Annotated in this window: 16 protein-coding genes; 13 read left to right on the forward strand and 3 right to left on the reverse strand. The window is 72.2% G+C overall.

The annotated features are described in order from the left end of the window. Positions 1 to 143 precede the first annotated feature (143 nt). From ACZ5DC_RS14290 to ACZ5DC_RS14305, 4 genes are read left to right on the forward strand one after another with little or no spacing between them, the layout of a single operon-like run. Positions 144 to 1487 carry a DUF6716 putative glycosyltransferase gene (locus ACZ5DC_RS14290; RefSeq protein WP_468652538.1) on the forward strand — a complete coding sequence of 448 codons (1344 nt, stop codon included), beginning with the start codon at positions 144 to 146 and terminating at the stop codon, positions 1485 to 1487. A 23-nt stretch (positions 1488 to 1510) separates the two neighbouring features. Beyond that, on the forward strand, positions 1511 to 2740 hold the full coding sequence (locus ACZ5DC_RS14295) for a cytidylyltransferase domain-containing protein (RefSeq protein ID WP_468652540.1): 1230 nt from the start codon (positions 1511 to 1513) through the stop codon (positions 2738 to 2740). A 12-nt stretch (positions 2741 to 2752) separates the two neighbouring features. Beyond that, positions 2753 to 3691, forward strand: coding sequence for an N-acetylneuraminate synthase family protein (locus tag ACZ5DC_RS14300; RefSeq protein WP_366748680.1), 939 nt, complete (start codon positions 2753 to 2755; stop codon positions 3689 to 3691). A 35-nt stretch (positions 3692 to 3726) separates the two neighbouring features. Next, positions 3727 to 5031: a hypothetical protein gene (locus tag ACZ5DC_RS14305; RefSeq protein ID WP_468652542.1), complete on the forward strand. Its 1305-nt coding sequence runs from the start codon at positions 3727 to 3729 to the stop codon at positions 5029 to 5031. 67 nt (positions 5032 to 5098) lie between these two features. On the opposite strand, the gene ACZ5DC_RS14310 is transcribed toward ACZ5DC_RS14305, so the two are convergent. Next, positions 5099 to 5752, reverse strand: a complete 654-nt coding sequence (locus ACZ5DC_RS14310) for a class I SAM-dependent methyltransferase (RefSeq protein WP_468652544.1) — start codon at positions 5750 to 5752, stop codon at positions 5099 to 5101. A gap of 232 nt (positions 5753 to 5984) precedes the next feature. Here ACZ5DC_RS14310 and ACZ5DC_RS14315 point away from each other — a divergent pair, with 232 nt between their 5' ends. The 9 genes from ACZ5DC_RS14315 (at position 5985) to ACZ5DC_RS14355 (ending at position 15603) form a co-directional block, all read left to right on the forward strand. After that, a complete protein-coding gene (locus tag ACZ5DC_RS14315; RefSeq protein ID WP_468652546.1) occupies positions 5985 to 7220 on the forward strand; it encodes an amidohydrolase in 1236 nt (411 codons plus the stop codon). A 299-nt stretch (positions 7221 to 7519) separates the two neighbouring features. Further along, on the forward strand, positions 7520 to 8575 hold the full coding sequence (locus tag ACZ5DC_RS14320; protein WP_366748685.1) for a BMP family lipoprotein: 1056 nt from the start codon (positions 7520 to 7522) through the stop codon (positions 8573 to 8575). Between the two features lie 197 nt (positions 8576 to 8772). After that, the gene (locus tag ACZ5DC_RS14325) at positions 8773 to 10299 is read left to right on the forward strand and encodes an ABC transporter ATP-binding protein (protein WP_468652804.1); all 1527 of its coding nucleotides are present in this window, start codon (positions 8773 to 8775) and stop codon (positions 10297 to 10299) included. Further along, positions 10296 to 11423, forward strand: coding sequence for an ABC transporter permease (locus tag ACZ5DC_RS14330; protein ID WP_468652548.1), 1128 nt, complete (start codon positions 10296 to 10298; stop codon positions 11421 to 11423). Before ACZ5DC_RS14325 ends, ACZ5DC_RS14330 begins: the two co-directional genes overlap by 4 nt. Continuing rightward, positions 11423 to 12709, forward strand: coding sequence for an ABC transporter permease (locus tag ACZ5DC_RS14335; protein ID WP_468652550.1), 1287 nt, complete (start codon positions 11423 to 11425; stop codon positions 12707 to 12709). Before ACZ5DC_RS14330 ends, ACZ5DC_RS14335 begins: the two co-directional genes overlap by 1 nt. Then, the gene (locus ACZ5DC_RS14340) at positions 12706 to 13110 is read left to right on the forward strand and encodes a cytidine deaminase (protein ID WP_468652552.1); all 405 of its coding nucleotides are present in this window, start codon (positions 12706 to 12708) and stop codon (positions 13108 to 13110) included. The genes ACZ5DC_RS14335 and ACZ5DC_RS14340 overlap by 4 nt, the downstream gene beginning before the upstream one ends. An 80-nt stretch (positions 13111 to 13190) precedes the next feature. Continuing rightward, entirely contained in the window at positions 13191 to 14468 is a 1278-nt protein-coding gene (locus ACZ5DC_RS14345) for a thymidine phosphorylase (protein ID WP_468652806.1), read from the forward strand. A 96-nt stretch (positions 14469 to 14564) separates the two neighbouring features. Beyond that, positions 14565 to 15149 (forward strand): Uma2 family endonuclease, encoded by a 585-nt coding sequence (locus ACZ5DC_RS14350; protein WP_468652554.1) that lies wholly within the window; start codon positions 14565 to 14567, stop codon positions 15147 to 15149. Positions 15150 to 15216: 67 nt separating this feature from the next. After that, complete coding sequence (locus ACZ5DC_RS14355) at positions 15217 to 15603, forward strand: STAS domain-containing protein (protein WP_468652556.1); 387 nt, start codon at positions 15217 to 15219, stop codon at positions 15601 to 15603. Here the strand turns inward: ACZ5DC_RS14355 and ACZ5DC_RS14360 are convergent. After that, positions 15487 to 16500 (reverse strand): sigma-70 family RNA polymerase sigma factor, encoded by a 1014-nt coding sequence (locus ACZ5DC_RS14360; protein WP_366748691.1) that lies wholly within the window; start codon positions 16498 to 16500, stop codon positions 15487 to 15489. The two genes, ACZ5DC_RS14355 and ACZ5DC_RS14360, sit on opposite strands and share 117 nt — an antisense overlap. Positions 16501 to 16649: 149 nt before the next feature. Continuing rightward, on the reverse strand, positions 16650 to 17939 hold the full coding sequence (locus ACZ5DC_RS14365; protein WP_468652558.1) for an MFS transporter: 1290 nt from the start codon (positions 17937 to 17939) through the stop codon (positions 16650 to 16652). Positions 17940 to 17989: the final 50 nt, after the last annotated feature.

Below are 17989 nucleotides of genomic sequence, written 5' to 3' on the forward strand. Positions count from 1 at the left end.
GGTGAACGGCACATGGCGAAGCTGTGAACCAGGCTGTTCCGCACGCCGATCGCGTCCCGATTCCCCATTCGGCGATGTGCTGTTAACCGTTTGTTGCATTCGGGTTGGGCGGAACCTCGGAATCGCTTCCTAGCGTCTTCGGCGTGCCAGCAAGTGCGAAGAAGTCCCTGCGGGTCGCCGTCCTCGCGGACTCCGACACCCGGTGGAAGTGGGGAGCGCTCACCGCGCAGCGCCTCACTCCCGCGGCTGCCGAGGTCCGGCTCGACGGCTACCTCCTGCGGGGACGCGCCACCCCCACCGCCCGCCAGCTGAAGGAAGTCGGCGTCCAGGCCGACTCCCTGCGCGAGGTCACCGGCGTCGAGTTCCTGCGCGCGATGAGCGAGGACCCCGACGACCGGTACGACGTCCTCGTGCTCGCGCTGGTCGGCGGCGGAGTGCAGGCGATGCTGCACGGCCTGCGCGCCGCCTGGGGCTCCGGCAAGCGCCCCGTGGTCGTCACCGGCTACGTCGGCGTCGTCTACGAGAAGCTCACCGACGGGCTGCTGCTGCGGCACGGCGCGGACCTGGTCCTCGCCAACTCCCGCCACGACGCCGACCGGTTCCGGGCCGTGTACGAGGGTGTGGGCGCCGACGCCTCGTCGGTCACCGAGGTCGCGCTGCCCTTCCTGGGCGGCGAGCCGTACACCGGCGGGCACGAGCCGTCCGCGACGCGAGGACGCGGCCCCTGCACGGTCGTGTTCGCGGCCCAGCCGTCCGTCCCGGACAACCGCCGGGACCGCGCCTACCTGCTGAACCGCCTCGTCGAGCACGCCCGGAAGCACCCCGAGCGGGAGGTGCTGCTCAAGCTGCGCTCCAAGCCCGGCGAGCACACCACCCACATCGAGGAGCTGCCGTACCAGAAGCTGGCCCAGGGCCTGGACCTGCCGGCCAACTTCCGGCTGGTGTACGGCCACATGGGCGAGGTGCTGGACCGCACCGACCTGCTGGTCACGGTCAGCTCCACGGCCGCCCTGGAGGCACTGCACCGCCGCATCCCGACCGCGGTCCTCACCGACCTCGGGGTCCGCGAGGTGCTCGGCAACCACCACTTCACCGGTTCCGGCTGCCTCGCCTCCTGGGACCAGCTCGACGCCGGGCACCGGCCGGTGCCGGACGAGGAGTGGGTGGCCCGGCAGGGCGTCGCCGCCGACGGCACCTACGGCACGGCGTTCGACAGCGCCCGCGAGCGCATCGCCCGGCTGCTCGACCGGCCGGGCGGGCTGCCGCCCCTCGCGCCCTACTACACCCCCGAGACCGCGCCCGGCTACCTGCCCGGCATCCTCGCCCGCCACCACCTCGGCCCCGACGGCGTACCGCTGCCCGGCGCCCCCGCAGCCGACAAGGCGCCCGGCCCCGTCCGGCAGATCGTGCGCCGGGCCGCGCGCGGCGCCTACCGGCACGGCGTCCAGCGGGTCGCCCCCGTGATCCGGCGGATGGGCGAGCTGTGACCTCACCCCAAGGAGTAGACCCCATGTCCAACCCGGCAGCGGGCCACGGCGCTTCGATCCGCCGGGTGCTCGCGGTGATCCCCGCGCGCGGCGGCTCCAAGGGCGTGCCCGCGAAGAACCTCGCCCCGGTGGGCGGCGTGCCGCTGGTGGCCCGCGCGGTGCGCGAGTGCCGGGCGAGCCGGCTCGTGACCGACGTCGTCGTCTCCACCGACGACCAGGCCATCGCCGCCGCCGCCCGCGAGGCCGGCGCCGAGATCGTCCTGCGGCCCGCCGCCATCGCCGGGGACACCGCCACCTCCGAGGCCGCCGTCCTGCACGCCATGGACACCCACGAGACGCTGCACGGCTCCCCCGTCGACGTGGTCCTGCTCGTGCAGTGCACCAGCCCGTTCCTCGTCCGCGAGGACATCGACGGCGTCGCCGCCGCGGTCGCCGAGAACGGGGCCGACACCGCCGTCACCGTGGCCCCCTTCCACGGCTTCGTCTGGCGCGAGGCCGACGAGCCCACCGAGGGCGGCCGCGGCGTCAACCACGACAAGTCCTACCGTCCGCGCCGCCAGGACCGCCCCCAGGACTTCCTGGAGACCGGCGCCGCCTACGCGATGGACGCCGCCGGCTTCCGCGAGCACCGCCACCGCTTCTTCGGCCACACCGAGCTGGTCCGCACCGACCCGGCCCGGGTGCTGGAGATCGACGACCCGCACGACCTGGCCCGCGCCCGCGCCCTCGCGCCCCTCTTCGACGCGGACCGTCCCGGTTCGCTGCCGACCGCAGACGACGTGGACGCGGTCGTACTCGACTTCGACGGCACCCAGACCGACGACCGGGTGCTGATCGACTCCGACGGACGGGAGTTCGTCGCCGTGCACCGCGGCGACGGTCTCGGCATCGCGGCCCTCCGCAGGAGCGGCCTGAAGCTGCTGATCCTGTCCACGGAACAGAACCCGGTCGTCGCCGCCCGCGCACGCAAGCTGCGGCTCCCCGTGCTGCACGGCATCGACCGCAAGGACCTCGCGCTGAAGCAGTGGTGCGAGGAGCAGGGCATCGCGCCGGAGCGCGTGCTCTACGTCGGCAACGACGTCAACGACCTGCCGTGCTTCGCCCTCGTGGGCTGGCCCGTGGCGGTCGCGAGCGCCCACGACGTCGTTCGCGGCGCCGCACGCGCGGTCACCACCGTCGCCGGCGGTGACGGCGCGATCCGGGAGATCGCCAGCTGGATCCTCGGCCCCTCTCTCGATTCCCTCCCCAAGTAAGGACATCCCCTGATGAGCACCAACTCCCGTCTGCGCACCTTCGGTTCGCGCGAGGTCGGCCCCGGCAGGCCCGTCTACATCTGCGGCGAGATCGGCATCAACCACAACGGTGAGCTGGAGAACGCCTTCAAGCTGATCGACGTCGCCGCCGAGGCCGGCTGCGACGCCGTCAAGTTCCAGAAGCGCACCCCCGAGATCTGCACCCCGCGCGACCAGTGGGACATCGAGCGCGACACCCCCTGGGGCCGGATGACCTACATCGACTACCGCCACCGGGTGGAGTTCGGCGAGGACGAGTACCGCCAGATCGACGAGTACTGCAAGGAGAAGGGGATCGACTGGTTCGCCTCCCCGTGGGACACCGAGGCCGTCGCCTTCCTGGAGAAGTTCGACGTCCCCGCCCACAAGGTGGCCTCCGCCTCCCTGACGGACGACGAGCTGCTGCGCGCCCTGCGCGCCACGGGCCGCTCCGTCATCCTCTCGACGGGCATGTCCACCCCGCGCCAGATCCGCCACGCGGTGGAGGTCCTGGGCTCGGACAACATCCTCCTCTGCCACGCCACCTCCACCTACCCGGCCAAGGCCGAGGAGCTGAACCTCCGCGTGATCAACACGCTGGAGAAGGAGTACCCGAACGTCCCGATCGGCTACTCCGGCCACGAGACGGGCCTGCAGACCACGCTGGCGGCGGTCGCGCTGGGCGCCACCTTCGTCGAGCGCCACATCACCCTGGACCGCGCGATGTGGGGCTCCGACCAGGCCGCCTCGGTCGAGCCGCAGGGCCTCACCCGCCTCGTACGTGACATCCGCACCATCGAGGCCTCCCTCGGCGACGGCGTCAAGAAGGTCTACGACTCCGAGCTGGGCCCGATGAAGAAGCTGCGCCGCGTCACCGGCGTCGTCGCCGAGGCGGAGATCGCCGCGGCGGCGGGCGAGCCGGTCTCGGTGTGAATCCAGGTCACTGACGACGGGACGGTCGTACGCCGATGAGCCCCCGCGCCGGCCAGGCCGGCCACCCCGCCCGCACGCTCGCCTTCGTGGAGAGCCCGGTACAGCTGCTGAACGTACTGGAGTGGGCCCACCTGCACGGCCTGCACGACACCGGCCCTTCCGGCGGTGACTCGGGTGTGCCCTTCGGCACCGGCCGGGCGGGCTCCGGTGTGCCGCTCGGCCCTGGCGGCGCGGGGCCGGCCAACGCCTCCGTGCCGACGCCGGCCCTGCCCACGCGGCCCGGCCCGGCGCCCGCCGTGCCCGCGCAGGGGCGGCGGCTGCCGGCCGGGGCGGTGGCGGCCGGGGCGGTGGCGGGGGGCGGCGGGGCCCTGGCGGGTGGCGCGGAGTTCACCGTCGTCGTGCTGTCCCCGACCGACCCCATGACCCGGGGCCAGCTGCGCCGCATGGCGGACCTGGCCCGCGACGAGGGGTACCGGGTGCGCTGGGAGGAGGCGCGGGGCGGTACGACCGCGCCCTTCCACACCATCGGCGGCCTGGCCGGCTCCCTGCGCCGGGCCGACCGGATCGTCATGGGGGACCCGTTCTCCCGCTACGTGCAACTGCTGCTGACCATCACCCGCGCCCGCGACCTCGTGGTCGTGGACGACGGCACGGCGACGATGGAGTTCGTCGCCCAGCTGGCCCGCGGTGAGCGCCTGGTCCGCTGGCACCGCAAGGGCGGCCGGCCCGGCGCCCGCGACCTGCTCTTCGCGCCGGTCTCCTCCTCCGCCCGGCGCCGCCTCACCCCGAGCGACCGCCGGCGCGTCGAGGTCTTCTCCTCCATGCCGGTGACCGACGTCCCGGACGGCGTGACCGTCACCGCCAACGGCTTCGCCTTCACCCGCGCCCGCTTCGGCCCGCCGCGCGTCACCCAGAGCGCCGACCTGGTCGGCACCTCCCTGGTGGAGACGGGGGTCGTGGACGGCGACCGCTACGTGGAGGCCGTCCGGAACCTGGCCAAGGCCCACGGCGCCACCCGCTATTTCGCCCACCGCCGCGAGAGCGCCGAGAAACTCCACCGCCTGGCCGCCGAGACGGGCCTGGAGATAGTCCGCCCGGACCTCCCGCTGGAGCTGATCGCCCGCCGGGGCCCGATCGGCCGCACGATCCTCAGCTTCCCCAGCACTGTCGTCCACACCCTGCCGCTGGCCCTGGCCGGCACGGGCGTGCGCGTGGCGGTCTGCGACATCGACCCGGCCTGGCTCACCGACAGCGCGTCCCCCCGCGCCCAGGGCTTCCTCTCCGGCGTGACCGGCACGGCCCGCGACGTGCACCGCCTGGCGGCGGTGAGCCCGGCATAGCCGCCGGCACCGCAAGCGGGGAAACGGGGAAATGGGGAGAACGGAGCCCTTCTGGGCCCGCCCCGCCTCACCCCCGGCGGGCCAGCACGAACCCCCGTGGCCGTGTCTCCTCCGCGGTCGGCTCCCGCAGCACCGTCGCCACCAGGTCCAGGCCGGCGCCCGTCAGCGCCCCGGCGACCTGCTCCGGCGTGCGCCAGTAGTAGTCGAGGTCGATGGCGTGGCCGAACCGCTCGGTCAGGTGCAGCCGGCCGGGCTCGGGGCCGGACTGGAAGCCGAGCAGGGCGTGCCCGCCGGGGGCCAGGGTGCGGCGGAACTCGGCGCAGGCCGTCGACAGCTCCCCGTCCGGCAGGTGGATGGTCGAGTACAGGGCGAGGACGCCGCCCAGGGTGGCGTCGGGCAGGTCCAGCGCGGTCATCGAACCGACGTGGAAACGCAGGGCCGGGTACGCCCGGCGGGCCAGCGTCACCATCGCGGGGGAGAGGTCCACCCCGAACACCGGCACCCCCTGCTCGTGCAGCAGCGCGGTGACGTGCCCGGGCCCGCTGCCCAGGTCGGCGACGGGGGCGGGGCCGTTCGCCGTGACCAGCTCGGCGAAGGTCCTGATCAGGGTGCGGTCCAGCGGGTGGAGGTCGCCGGGAGGGAAGCGGGCGCCGTAGTCCCCGGCGATCGTGTCGTAGGCGGTACGGGTCGCCCGGAGGAAGTCCGCGGTCGAGTCGCTCACGTCGGCGGACCCTACCGGGAGGGCACCGCGGCGTGGTCCGGTTCGTGGACATCGCGCGCGTGACTGCCGTGAACCGTGGTATCCGTGGAAGAGGAAACAGAGGTTTTACCCATCAGAGTTCACCGCCATGCGTCCGCCGGTCAGATTTTATTCCCCTAACGGGCTGAACTTTTGTTGATCGAGGGGTAGTTGACCAGCCGGGCGTCCTACCCTTCAGAGGGTGAAGCAATTGATGTCCGTAGAGTCCGAGGCCGGCCTCGCGGGGGATGTGCTCCCCGGCGTGCTGAGCGAGTCCCTGCACGCCGAACTCGTCGCCTTCCGGCGCGATTTGCACATGCACCCCGAGCTGGGCAACCAGGAGTTCCGTACGACCGCCGCGATCAAGGAGCGGCTGGAGCAGGCCGGGCTCAAGCCCCGCGTCCTGAGCGCGGGCACGGGACTCGTCTGTGACATCGGTCTCGCGGAGGGCGAGCAGCCCTCCGTCCCCCTGCTGGCCCTGCGCGCCGACATCGACGCGCTGCCCATCCCGGACACCAAGAGTGACTGCGCGTACCGGTCGACCGTGCCGGACCGGGCGCACGCGTGCGGTCACGACGTGCACACCGCCGTCGTCCTCGGCACCGGGCTGGTCCTCGCCGACCTGCACGCCAAGGGCCTGCTGCCCCGTCCGGTGCGGCTGCTCTTCCAGCCCGCCGAGGAGGTGCTGCCCGGCGGCGCGCTGGGCGCCATCGAGGACGGCGCGCTGGCCGGCGTCGGCCGCCTCCTCGCCGTGCACTGCGACCCCAAGGTGGAGGCCGGGAAGGTCGGGCTGCGGCACGGGCCGATCACCAGCGCCTGCGACCGTCTGGAGGTCGCCCTCGACGGCCCCGGCGGGCACACCGCCCGGCCCCACCTGACCACCGACATGGTCACCGCCGCCGCCCGGGTCGCCGTCGACGTCCCCGCGCTGATCGGCCGCCGGGTCGACACCCGCGTCGGTCTCGCCCTCACCTGGGGCCGCATCGAGTCCGGCCACGCCCCGAACGTGATCCCGCAGCACGCGGAGCTGTCCGGGACCGTGCGCTGCCTGGACCTGGACGCCTGGCGGCAGGCCCCCGACATCGTGCACGCGGCGATCGACGAGATCGCCACCCTGCACCGGGCCAAGTCCGAGATCACCTATGTGCGCGGGGTGCCGCCGGTCGTCAACGACCGGGAGTCGACCGAGCTGCTGCGCCGTGCCATGGTCGCCCGGCGCGGCATGAAGTCCGTGGAGAGCACCGAGCAGAGCCTCGGCGGCGAGGACTTCTCCTGGTACCTGGAGCACGTCCCGGGCGCCATGGCCCGGCTCGGGGTGCGCCGGCCCGGTGAGCGCACGGTCCGCGATCTCCACCAGGGCGATTTCGACGCCGACGAGCACGCGATCACGGTGGGTGTGGAGATGTTCACCGCCGCCGCTTTCCTGGACGTCAACGGGGCGCGGAGCTGAGCGGACGGCCCCGGGCCGGCCCGCGAACGGGCCGGCCCGGGGCCGCCTTCCTGCCCGGCGCAACACGGATGCAAGCCAATCGTGCACTGTGCGCAACAACGGTGTGGGAGGACCAAGACACCGAGTTCAGGCAGTGTTTGCCTCGAATCGATAACGGCTTCGCGAGAGGGTTTTTTGCGACATCTACGCGCGTTACGATGCCGCGAAGCCGACGCCGCCGGGGCGTTTCGGCCGGAGCACCCCAGGGTGCTCACATCAAGCGCCGCCAAGGCGCTCAGGTCAGGTGAAGGAGCCTTCCCGTGCGCCGGGTAGCCAAGCTTTCCGCTGCGTGTATCGCCTCCGCAGCTCTCGCACTGACTGCCACTGCCTGTGGCAGCACCTCCTCCGACAACGACTCCGGCTCGCCCGCCTCGGGCGACGGCAAGGGTGTCAAGGTCGGTCTCGCCTTCGACGTCGGCGGCCGTGGTGACCGCTCGTTCAACGACTCCGCCGCGCGCGGTGCCGACAAGGCGAAGAAGGAGTTCGGCGGTGACATCAAGGAGCTGACCGCGAAGACCTCGGACACCGAGGCCGACCGCGAGCAGCGCCTGTCGGACCTGGCCGACGCGGGCTACAACCCCGTCATCGGCGTCGGCTACGCGTACGCCGCCTCGATGACCAAGGTCGCCGCGAAGTACCCGAAGACCACCTTCGGCATCGTCGACTCGGTGGTGAACGGCAAGAACGTCGACAGCATCACCTTCACCGAGGAGCAGGGCTCCTACCTGGCCGGTGTCGCCGCCGCGCTGAAGACCAAGACGAAGCACGTCGGCTTCATCGGCGGTGTCGACGTCCCGCTGATCAAGAAGTTCGAGGCGGGTTACGTCCAGGGCGTCAAGGACACCAACCCGAAGATCAAGGTCGACACGCAGTACCTGTCCCACGGCTCGGACACCTCCGGCTTCGCCAGCCCCGACAAGGGCAAGGAGGCCGCGCAGGGCATGCTCGACAACGGCGCGGACGTCGTCTACTCGGCGGCCGGCTCCTCCGGCAACGGCGCCATCGAGGCCGTGGCCGGCAAGAAGGGCGCCTGGGCCATCGGCGTGGACTCGGACCAGTACAGCATCCCGGGTCTGGCCAAGTACAAGAACTCGATCCTGACCTCGGTCGTCAAGAACGTCGACGTCGGTGTCTACGACCTGGTCAAGTCCGTCCACGACGGCAAGCCGCTGACCGGCACCAACACCTACTCGCTCGCCAAGGACGGCGTCTCGCTGTCCACCAGCGGTGGCTTCATCGACGACATCAAGGCCCAGCTGGACGCGGCGCAGAAGAAGATCGTCGACGGCTCGATCAAGGTCAAGACCACCCCGTGACCTGACGGGTCCCGTCGGACCCCGGCTCGGCGGGGGGCGTCCTCCACACCCCCCGCCGAGCCATAACAATGTGTCAACTCTACGCGTGTAGCACGGAGTTGCCGCGCTAGCGTCGCCGACGCCTGCCCCCTCCCCGCAGCCCCTTTCCCCGAGGAGAGTGCGCCATCAACGCGTCCAGCCCTCCCGCTGCCGTCGAACTGCGCGGCATCACCAAGCGTTTCCCCGGCGTCGTCGCCAACCGCGACATCGACATCACGGTCCGCACGGGCACCGTCCACGCCCTGTGCGGCGAGAACGGCGCCGGCAAGTCCACCCTCATGAAGATCCTCTACGGCATGCAGCAGCCGGACGAGGGCACCATCACCGTGGGCGGCGAACAGGTCGTCTTCCACGACCCCGGCGACGCCATCGCCCGCGGCATCGGCATGGTGCACCAGCACTTCATGCTCGCCGACAACCTCACCGTCCTGGAGAACGTCGTCCTCGGCGCGGAGAAGCTGCACGGCATCGGGGGCAAGGCCCGCGCCCGGATCAAGGAGATCTCCGACGCCTACGGCCTGGGCGTGCGGCCCGACGCCCTGGTCGAGGAACTCGGCGTCGCCGACCGCCAGCGCGTGGAGATCCTCAAGGTCCTCTACCGCGGCGCCAAGACCCTCATCCTGGACGAGCCCACCGCCGTCCTCGTGCCGCAGGAGGTCGACGCCCTCTTCGACAACCTGCGCGAACTCAAGGCCGAGGGCCTCACCGTCATCTTCATCTCGCACAAGCTCGGCGAGGTGCTCTCCGTCGCCGACGAGATCACGGTCATACGGCGCGGCACCACCGTCGGCACCGTCGACCCGCGCGGCACCACCCCCAAGCAGCTGGCCGAGCTGATGGTCGGCAGCGAGCTGCCCACCCCGGAGACCCAGGAGTCCACGGTCACCGACGTCCCGATGCTCACGGTGGACGGCCTGCGCCTCGCGCAGACCGACCTCGACGGCATCGAGCGGATCATCCTGGACGAGATCTCCTTCACCATCCACAAGGGCGAGGTCCTCGGCATCGCCGGCGTGGAGGGCAACGGCCAGTCCGAACTGGTCGAGGCGATCATGGGCATGCGCCGCCCGGACGCCGGCGCCGTCACCCTCGACGGCACCGACATCTCCCAGGCCCCGACCCGCGACCGCCGCGAGTCCGGCATCGGCTACATCCCCGAGGACCGCCACCGCCACGGCCTGCTGCTGGAAGCGCCGCTGTGGGAGAACCGCATCCTCGGCCACGTCACCGAGAAGCCCAACTCGCGCGGCGGACTGCTCGACCTCAAGGCCGCCCGCGCCGACACCCAGCGCATCGTCGAGGCCTACGACGTCCGCACCCCCGGCATCGACGTCACCGCCGCCTCCCTGTCCGGCGGCAACCAGCAGAAGCTGATCGTCGGCCGGGAGATGAGCCACCACCCCAAGCTGCTCATCGCCGCCCACCCCACCCGCGGTGTGGACGTCGGCGCGCAGGCGGCCATCTGGGACTACATCCGCGAGGCCCGCCGCGAGGGCCTGGCCGTGCTGCTGATCTCCGCGGACCTGGACGAGCTGATCGGGCTCTCCGACACCCTGCGGGTGATGTACCGCGGCCGACTGGTCGCCGACGCCGACCCCGCGACCATCACCCCCGAGGAGCTGGGCTCCGCCATGACGGGTGCGGCCACCGGCCACCTGGAGCACACAGAGGACGACGCGCGATGAACAAGCTGACCTCACGGATCGACAAGGAGCGGCTGCTCCTCGGCATCGCCGCGCCCCTGCTGGCGGTCGTCGCCGCGCTCGTCGTCACCACCCTGGTGATCCTCGCGACCGGCAAGAACCCCGGCGACGCCTTCAGCGACATGGTGACCTACGGCTTCGCCAGCGACAGCCAGGTCTACATCCTGAACAAGGCGACGACGTACTACCTCGCGGGTGTCGCGGTGGCCGTCGGCTTCCGCATGAACCTGTTCAACATCGGTGTCGACGGCCAGTACCGGCTCGCCGCGTTCATCGCCGCCGTGCTCGGCGGGGCGCTCACCGTGCCCGGCTGGCTCGCCATCCCGCTGATCATCCTCTGCGCCATGGCGACCGGCGCCCTGTGGGCGGCCATCGCCGGCATCCTCAAGGTGACCCGGGGCGTCAGCGAGGTCATCGCGACCATCATGCTGAACTCGATCGCCACCGCGGTCATCGCCTACCTGCTCCAGCCCGGCAAGCTCGGCCAGCTGGACCAGGCCGGCACCCTCGTCTCCACCAAGCCGCTGCCGTCGTCCTCGTACTTCTTCAGCTTCGACACCGGCCCGGCCGGTGAGCTGTGGGGCTTCATCGTCATCGCCGTGCTCGTCGGCGTGGCGTACTGGTTCGTGCTCGGCCGCACCCGGTTCGGCTTCGACCTGCGCACCGTCGGCCAGTCCGAGACCGCCGCCGCCGCGAGCGGCGTCGGCGTGAAGAAGATGATCGCCACCAGCATGATCATCTCGGGTGCGGTGGCCGGTCTGATCGGCATGCCGACCCTGCTGAACGACAGCCACCAGTTCAGCAACGACTTCCCGGCCGGCATCGGCTTCACCGGCATCGCCATCGCCCTGCTCGGCCGCAACCACCCGATCGGCATCGCGCTCGGCGCGCTGCTGTGGGGCTTCCTGGAGCGCACCACCAACCACCTGGAGTTCCAGGGCTACGACAAGGAAATCCTCGGCGTCATCCAGGGCGTCATCGTGCTGTGCGTCGTCATCGCCTACGAGGTCGTACGCCGCTACGGCCTGAAGCGCCAGCAGCAGCGCGTAGGCGCCGAACTCGCCGCCCAGGCCGCCGCCCCGACGAAGATGCAGGAGGTGGCGTGATGACTGCCACGATGACCGACGCGCCGCCGCCCGCGGCGCCCAAGGCGGCGGACGCGCCGCAGCGCTCCGGCCGCTCCCTCGGCCTCATACTCATGATCGTCGCGGGCGCGCTGCTGCTCATCGCCGCCGTCCGCGTGATCACCGGCGCCAACCAGCTCGACTCCGCCGGCCAGGTGGCGGCCGCCCTCGGCCTCGCCGTGCCGATCGGCCTCGCCGGACTCGCCGGCCTGTGGTCGGAGCGGGCCGGCGTGGTCAACATCGGCCTCGAAGGCATGATGATCCTCGGCACCTTCGGCGCCGGCTGGATCGGCTGGCAGTCCAGCCCCTGGCTCGGCCTGCTGTGCGGCATCGCCTTCGGCGTCCTCGGCGGCCTGGTGCACGCCGTCGCCACCGTCACCTTCGGCGTCGACCACATCGTCTCCGGTGTCGCCGTCAACCTGCTCGCGCTCGGCGCCACCCAGTACCTGGCCAAGCTGTTCTTCGCCGACGGCAAGGCCGCCGGGGCGGGCGGCAACCCCAAGCAGTCCCCGCCCGCGGACACGCTGCCCGACGTCACCGTCCCCGGCCTCTCGGACGGCCTCGCGTCGATCGAGAAGCACCACTGGTTCCTGGTCTCCGACCTCGCCGGCATCATCGGCGGTCTGATCACCAACCTGTCCGTGGTGACGATCATCGCCGTGCTGCTGTTCGTCGGCAGCTGGTGGCTGCTGTGGCGCACCCCGTTCGGGCTGCGGCTGCGCTCCTGCGGTGAGAACCCGGTCGCCGCCGAGTCCCTCGGCGTCAACGTCTACCAGTACAAGTACGCGGCCGTGGCCGTCTCCGGCGGTCTCGCCGGCCTCGGCGGCGCCTTCCTCGCGCTGGTCACCTCGCACACCTACCTGGAGGGCCAGACCGGAGGCCGCGGCTACATCGGTCTCGCCGCCATGATCTTCGGCAACTGGCGCCCCGGCGGCCTCGCCATGGGCGCGGGCCTGTTCGGCTACTCCGACGCGCTCCAGCTGCGCAACGGCGGCGTGACCGTCCACGCCCTGCTCCTGCTGCTGGTCGTGCTGCTCGCCCTGCTGGCCGGCTGGAAGCTGTACAAGAAGGCCCTGGTGCAGGGCGTGGTCAGCGCCGTCATGGCCGCGCTGGTCCTCGTCTGGTACCTGCTCACCGACGAGGTCCCCAGCGACTTCGTCGGCGCCACCCCGTACGTCGTCACACTGCTGGTGCTGTCGCTGTCCGCGCAGCGCCTGCGGATGCCGAAGGCGGACGGCCTGCGCTACCGGAAGGGACAGGGCAAGTGACCGGGAAAGCCGCCGACTTCGACTGGGAGGCCCTGCGCGCCGAGGCGCGGGAGGCCATGACCCACGCCTACGCCCCCTACTCCGGCTACCCGGTCGGCGTGGCGGCCCTGGTCGACGACGGCCGCACGGTCACCGGCTGCAACGTCGAGAACGCCTCCTACGGCCTCGGCCTGTGCGCCGAGTGCGGCCTGGTCTCCCAGCTCCAGCGCACCGGCGGCGGCCGGCTGACGCACTTCACGTGCGTCGACGGCACCGGCGCCCTGCTGGTCCCCTGCGGCCGCTGCCGCCAGCTGCTCTACGAGTTCGGCGGCCCCGGCCTGCTGCTGGACACCCCGGCGGGCGTCCTCCCGCTCTCCGAGATGCTGCCCCAGGCCTTCGGCCCGGACCATCTCACCCAGTAAGGCCGTACGGCCCCCCTGCCCCGCTGGCAGGGGGGCCGCGCATTTCGCACCTCCCGGAAGGAACCACACCCGCCATGGCCATGGACGCCATCTCCGTCATCCGCACCAAGCGGGACCGCGGTGAGCTGACCGACGAGCAGATCGACTGGGTCATCGACGCGTACACCCGGGGCGAGGTCGCCGACGAGCAGATGTCCGCGCTCGCCATGGCGATCCTGCTGAACGGCATGAACCGCCGTGAGATCGCCCGCTGGACCGCGGCGATGATCGCCTCGGGCGAGCGCATGGACTTCTCCTCGCTGTCCCGCCCGACGGCCGACAAGCACTCCACGGGCGGCGTCGGCGACAAGATCACCCTGCCGCTGGCCCCGCTCGTCGCCGCCTGCGGCGCGGCCGTCCCCCAGCTCTCCGGCCGGGGCCTCGGCCACACCGGCGGCACCCTGGACAAGCTGGAGTCGATCCCCGGCTGGCGCGCGCTGCTCTCCAACGAGGAGATGCTGAACGTCCTGGACACCACGGGCGCGGTGATCTGCGCGGCGGGCGACGGCCTGGCCCCCGCCGACAAGAAGCTGTACGCGCTGCGCGACGTCACCGGCACGGTCGAGGCGATTCCCCTGATCGCCTCCTCGATCATGTCGAAGAAGATCGCCGAGGGCACCGGCTCGCTGGTCCTCGACGTGAAGGTGGGCACGGGCGCCTTCATGAAGACGATCGAGGACGCCCGCGAGCTGGCCTCCACGATGGTCGGCCTCGGCACCGACCACGGCGTGAAGACGGTCGCCCTCCTGACCGACATGTCCACCCCGCTCGGCCTGACCGCGGGCAACGCCCTGGAGGTCCGCGAGTCGGTGGAGGTCCTGGCCGGCGGCGGCCCCGCGGACGTCGTGGAACTGACCGTCGCCCTGGCCCGCGAGATGCTCGACGCGGCGGGCATCAAGGACGCCGACCCCGCGAAGGCCCTCGCCGACGGCTCGGCGATGGACGTCTGGCGCCGCATGATCGCGGCCCAGGGCGGCGACCCGGACGCGCCGCTGCCCACCGCGAGGGAGCAGCACGTCGTCAAGGCCCCGGCCTCCGGCGTCCTGACCCGCCTCGACGCGTACGACATCGGCGTCGGCGCCTGGCGCCTCGGCGCCGGCCGGGCCCGCAAGGAGGACCCGGTGCAGGCGGGCGCGGGCATCGAGCTGCACGCCAAGCCGGGCGACACGGTGACCGAGGGCCAGCCCCTGCTGACCCTGCACACCGACACCCCGGAGCGCTTCGAGTACGCGCTCCAGGCGGTGGCGGGCTCCTACGACATCGCGGCCCCGGGCACGGCCTTCCAGGCCACCCCGGTGGTGCGGGAACGTATCGCCTGAGCTGCAGTTTCTCCTTTCGGGTGAACGGGACCGGTGGACCTGCACCGGTCCCGTTCGGCATGCTCGGATCGGCTGACGCACCGATAGGGGACCGCCATGAGCGCACGCACCGTCAGCCAGGACTCCGACCAGAACTGGGACGACCTCGTCCGGTACTGGGAGGAGATGGAATGGCCCGAGGGCAGCAAGGTGGAGATCATCGAGGGGATCATCACCGTGTCACCTGCTCCCGCGTTTCGCCACAGCGTGATCGCGGCCCGCCTCCAGCGTCGCCTCTACTCCGTAGCCCCCGAGGACTGGGGGATCTTCCAGACGCTGGCCATCGCCGTGCCGTCGCGGCTGGGCATGCTCATCCCGGACTTGCTGGTGGCTCCGGTGCGGGAATGCGCGGAGTCGGACTCCCACATCCCCGCCGCCCTCGCCGAACTCGTCGTCGAGGTCACTTCCAAGTCCAACGCCGGCCACGATCGCGTCAGCAAGCCCGCCGCCTACGCCACCGCCGGTATCCCGCTGTACCTCCTGATCGACCGCTGGGCGCCCAAAGGCCCCACCGCGACGCTCTACGGCGAGCCGAAGGGCGATGTCTACCGGGTCCTCAAGGCGGTCAGGTTCGGCGACCTGATCGAGCTGCCGGAGCCGTTCGGCCTCACCATCGACACCGGCGAGTTCCCGGTCGACTGACCGGCGTCACCCCGACACCGCCGCCCCCGCCGGCCGGACCGGCACCGCGGCCCCGCCACCGCCCCCGATGAGTTCCGCCCGGCCCGGCGGTCTACCGGACGTGGATGCCGAGACCCCCGCCGTGCTGGTGCTGCCCGGGCCCGTCCGTCGGGACGACGTGCCGGGGCTGTGTGCCGATGTGCGGGCGCTGCTGAAGGCCGGCGGGACCGGGGTGGTCGTGTGCGACGTGGGCGGGCTCGGGCCGCCGGGACTGGCTGCCGTCGACCTGCTGGCCCGGCTGGAGCTGACCGCCCGCCGGGCCGGCGGGCGGATACGGCTGCGGGACCCCGACCCCGCGCTACACGCCCTTCTCGGCCTCGTCGGACTCCGCTTCCAGGTGGAGGGGCAGACCGAAGAGCGGGAACCAGCGCTGGGTGTCGAGGAAGCAGTGGAATCCGGTGATCCGGCCGTCTGAGATCTCCAGCACCTGCACCGCCCACGGGCTGAACCCGCCGTTGTCCGGGTCCGGCTTGTAGTGCGCGAAGCCCGGCAGGCCGTTGGCGCGGACCGGCAGCAGCCGGGAACCGGCGCAGGAGGCGCCCAGGGTCGTCATGAAACCGGTGATGTCCGCGGTGCCGCGCAGCCACAGGTCGAACGGCGGCATCGTCATGATGGCGTCCTCGTGCAGCAGCGCCGTCAGCGCAGTCATGTCGTAGCCCTCGAACGCCTTGACGTACCGCTCCAGCAGCTTCTGCTGCTCCTCGTCCAGCGGATCGGACACCGCCCCCTCGGTACCCGCGTCCCCGCGCTCCGCCAGCGTGGCCCGGGCCCGCTGCAAGGCACTGTTCACCGAGGCGACCGTGGTGTCCAGCAGCTCGGCCACCTCACTCGCCTTCCAGGCCAGCACCTCGCGCAGGATCAGCACCGCCCGCTGCTTGGGCGGCAGTTGCTGGAGGGCCGCCATGAAGGCGAGCCGGATCGACTCCTTGGCGACCGCCGCCTCCGCCGGGTCCTCCACGACCGGCAGCACGCGCGCGTCCGGCATCGGCTCCAGCCAGGTGTTGTCCGGGCGCGGGGAGAGCGCCGCCCGCGCGAGCGGAGTGGCCTCCGACAGGTCCATCGGCCGGGCCCGCTTGCTGCCCGCCGCCAGCATGTCCAGGCACACGTTCGTCGCGATCCGGTACAGCCACGAGCGCAGGCTGGAACGGCCCTCGAACTTGTCGTAGCTCCGCCAGGCCCGCACCAGGGTGTCCTGCACCGCGTCCTCGGCCTCGAAGGAGGAACCGAGCATCCGGTAGCAGTACCCGGTCAGCTCGGTCCGGTGCTTCTCCAGTGCGACGTCCAGGTCCGCCGTCGCCGTGCTGTTGCCCATCGTCCACCCACCCCTGTGGCCGTCCCTGTAGCGCGCCGTCGCGCCCCAGCACTTGGGAAGCTACCGCAGCCCACTGACAATGGCCCCCGGAGTGGGGAAAGGCCCAGCTCACCATGGTTGCTCGGGGAAGCCGGGCGGCGTGCGCCGGGTCAGTGCGCGCCCGCCGGCTCCCGCCGCGCCGCCACCCGGGCCGCCCGCGAGCCCAGGACGGTGATCGTGACGACGCCGAGCACCGCGAGGAGGCCGACGCCGACCGTGCCCGCCCACCCGTCGGCGTGGAACGCCAGCGCGCCGACCGTGCTGCCGACGCTGGAGCCGATGTAGTACGCGGACTGGTACAGCGCCGACGCCTGGGCCCGGCCGTGCGTGGCCGTCTTGCTGACCGCCGAGGAGGCCACCGCGTGCCCGGCGAAGAAGCCCGCCGTGATCAGCACCAGGCCCGCCAGGACCAGCACCAGCGAGGCGGTCAGCGACAGCAGCAGCCCCGCCGCCGTCGTGCCGCCCGCGAGGTACAGCGCGCCCCGGCGGCCGAGGCGGCCCACCAGCCGGCCCGCGGCCGACGCGGAGACCGTGCCCACCAGGTAGACGAGGAAGATCGAGCCCACGATGCCCTGCGGCAGCCCGAACGGCGCCGCCGTCAGCCGGTAGCCGATCACCGTGTACACCCCGCCGAACACCGTCATGAACAGCGCGCCGATCGCGTACAGGCGGCGCAGCAGCGGGTCGGAGAGGTGGTCGCGGACGGTGCCGAGCAGGACCCGCGGGCGCAGCGAACCCGCCGTGAAGTGCCTCGGGGCCGGCAACAGCAGCCGGAAGGCCACCGCGCACGCGACCGCGACCGCGCCGATCACCCCGACCGACACCCGCCAGCCCCACTCCTGCGCCACCCAGCCGGTGATCACCCGGCCGCTCATGCCGCCCACGCTGTTGCCCGCCACGAACAGCCCGATCGCCGTGACCAGCGCCTTCGGCCGCACCTCCTCGGCCAGGTACGCCTGCGCCGAGGCCGGCAGCCCGGCCAGCGCCGCGCCCTGCACCGCCCGCAGCACCACCAGCGCGCCGAGCGACGGCGCGAACGGCACCAGCATGCCGACCGTGACGGCCACGGCCAGCGAGGCGGTCATCACCGTACGGCGTCCGAACCGCTCCGACAGCGCGCTCATCGGCAGGACGAACAGCGCCAGACCCCCGGTCGCGGCGGCCACGGTCCAGCTCGCCTCGCTCGCCGCGACCCCGAACTCCCCGGAGATCAGCGGCAGCAGGGCCTGGGTGGAGTAGAGGAGGGCGAAGGTGGCGACCCCGGCGAGGAACAGGGCGAGGCTCATCCGGCGGTAGCCGGGGCCGCCCGGGGTCAGCCGGGAGTCGGAGCCGGAGTCGGGGGTGCGGAGGGACGGGACGGCGCCCAGGCCGGTGGACGCCCCGGTACTGGCGGGAGACATGCTCCGAACGTAGACCCGCCCCACTCATGCGTCCAATGCATGGAATCGCC

The organism is Streptomyces sp. NPDC031445, from assembly GCF_055581365.1.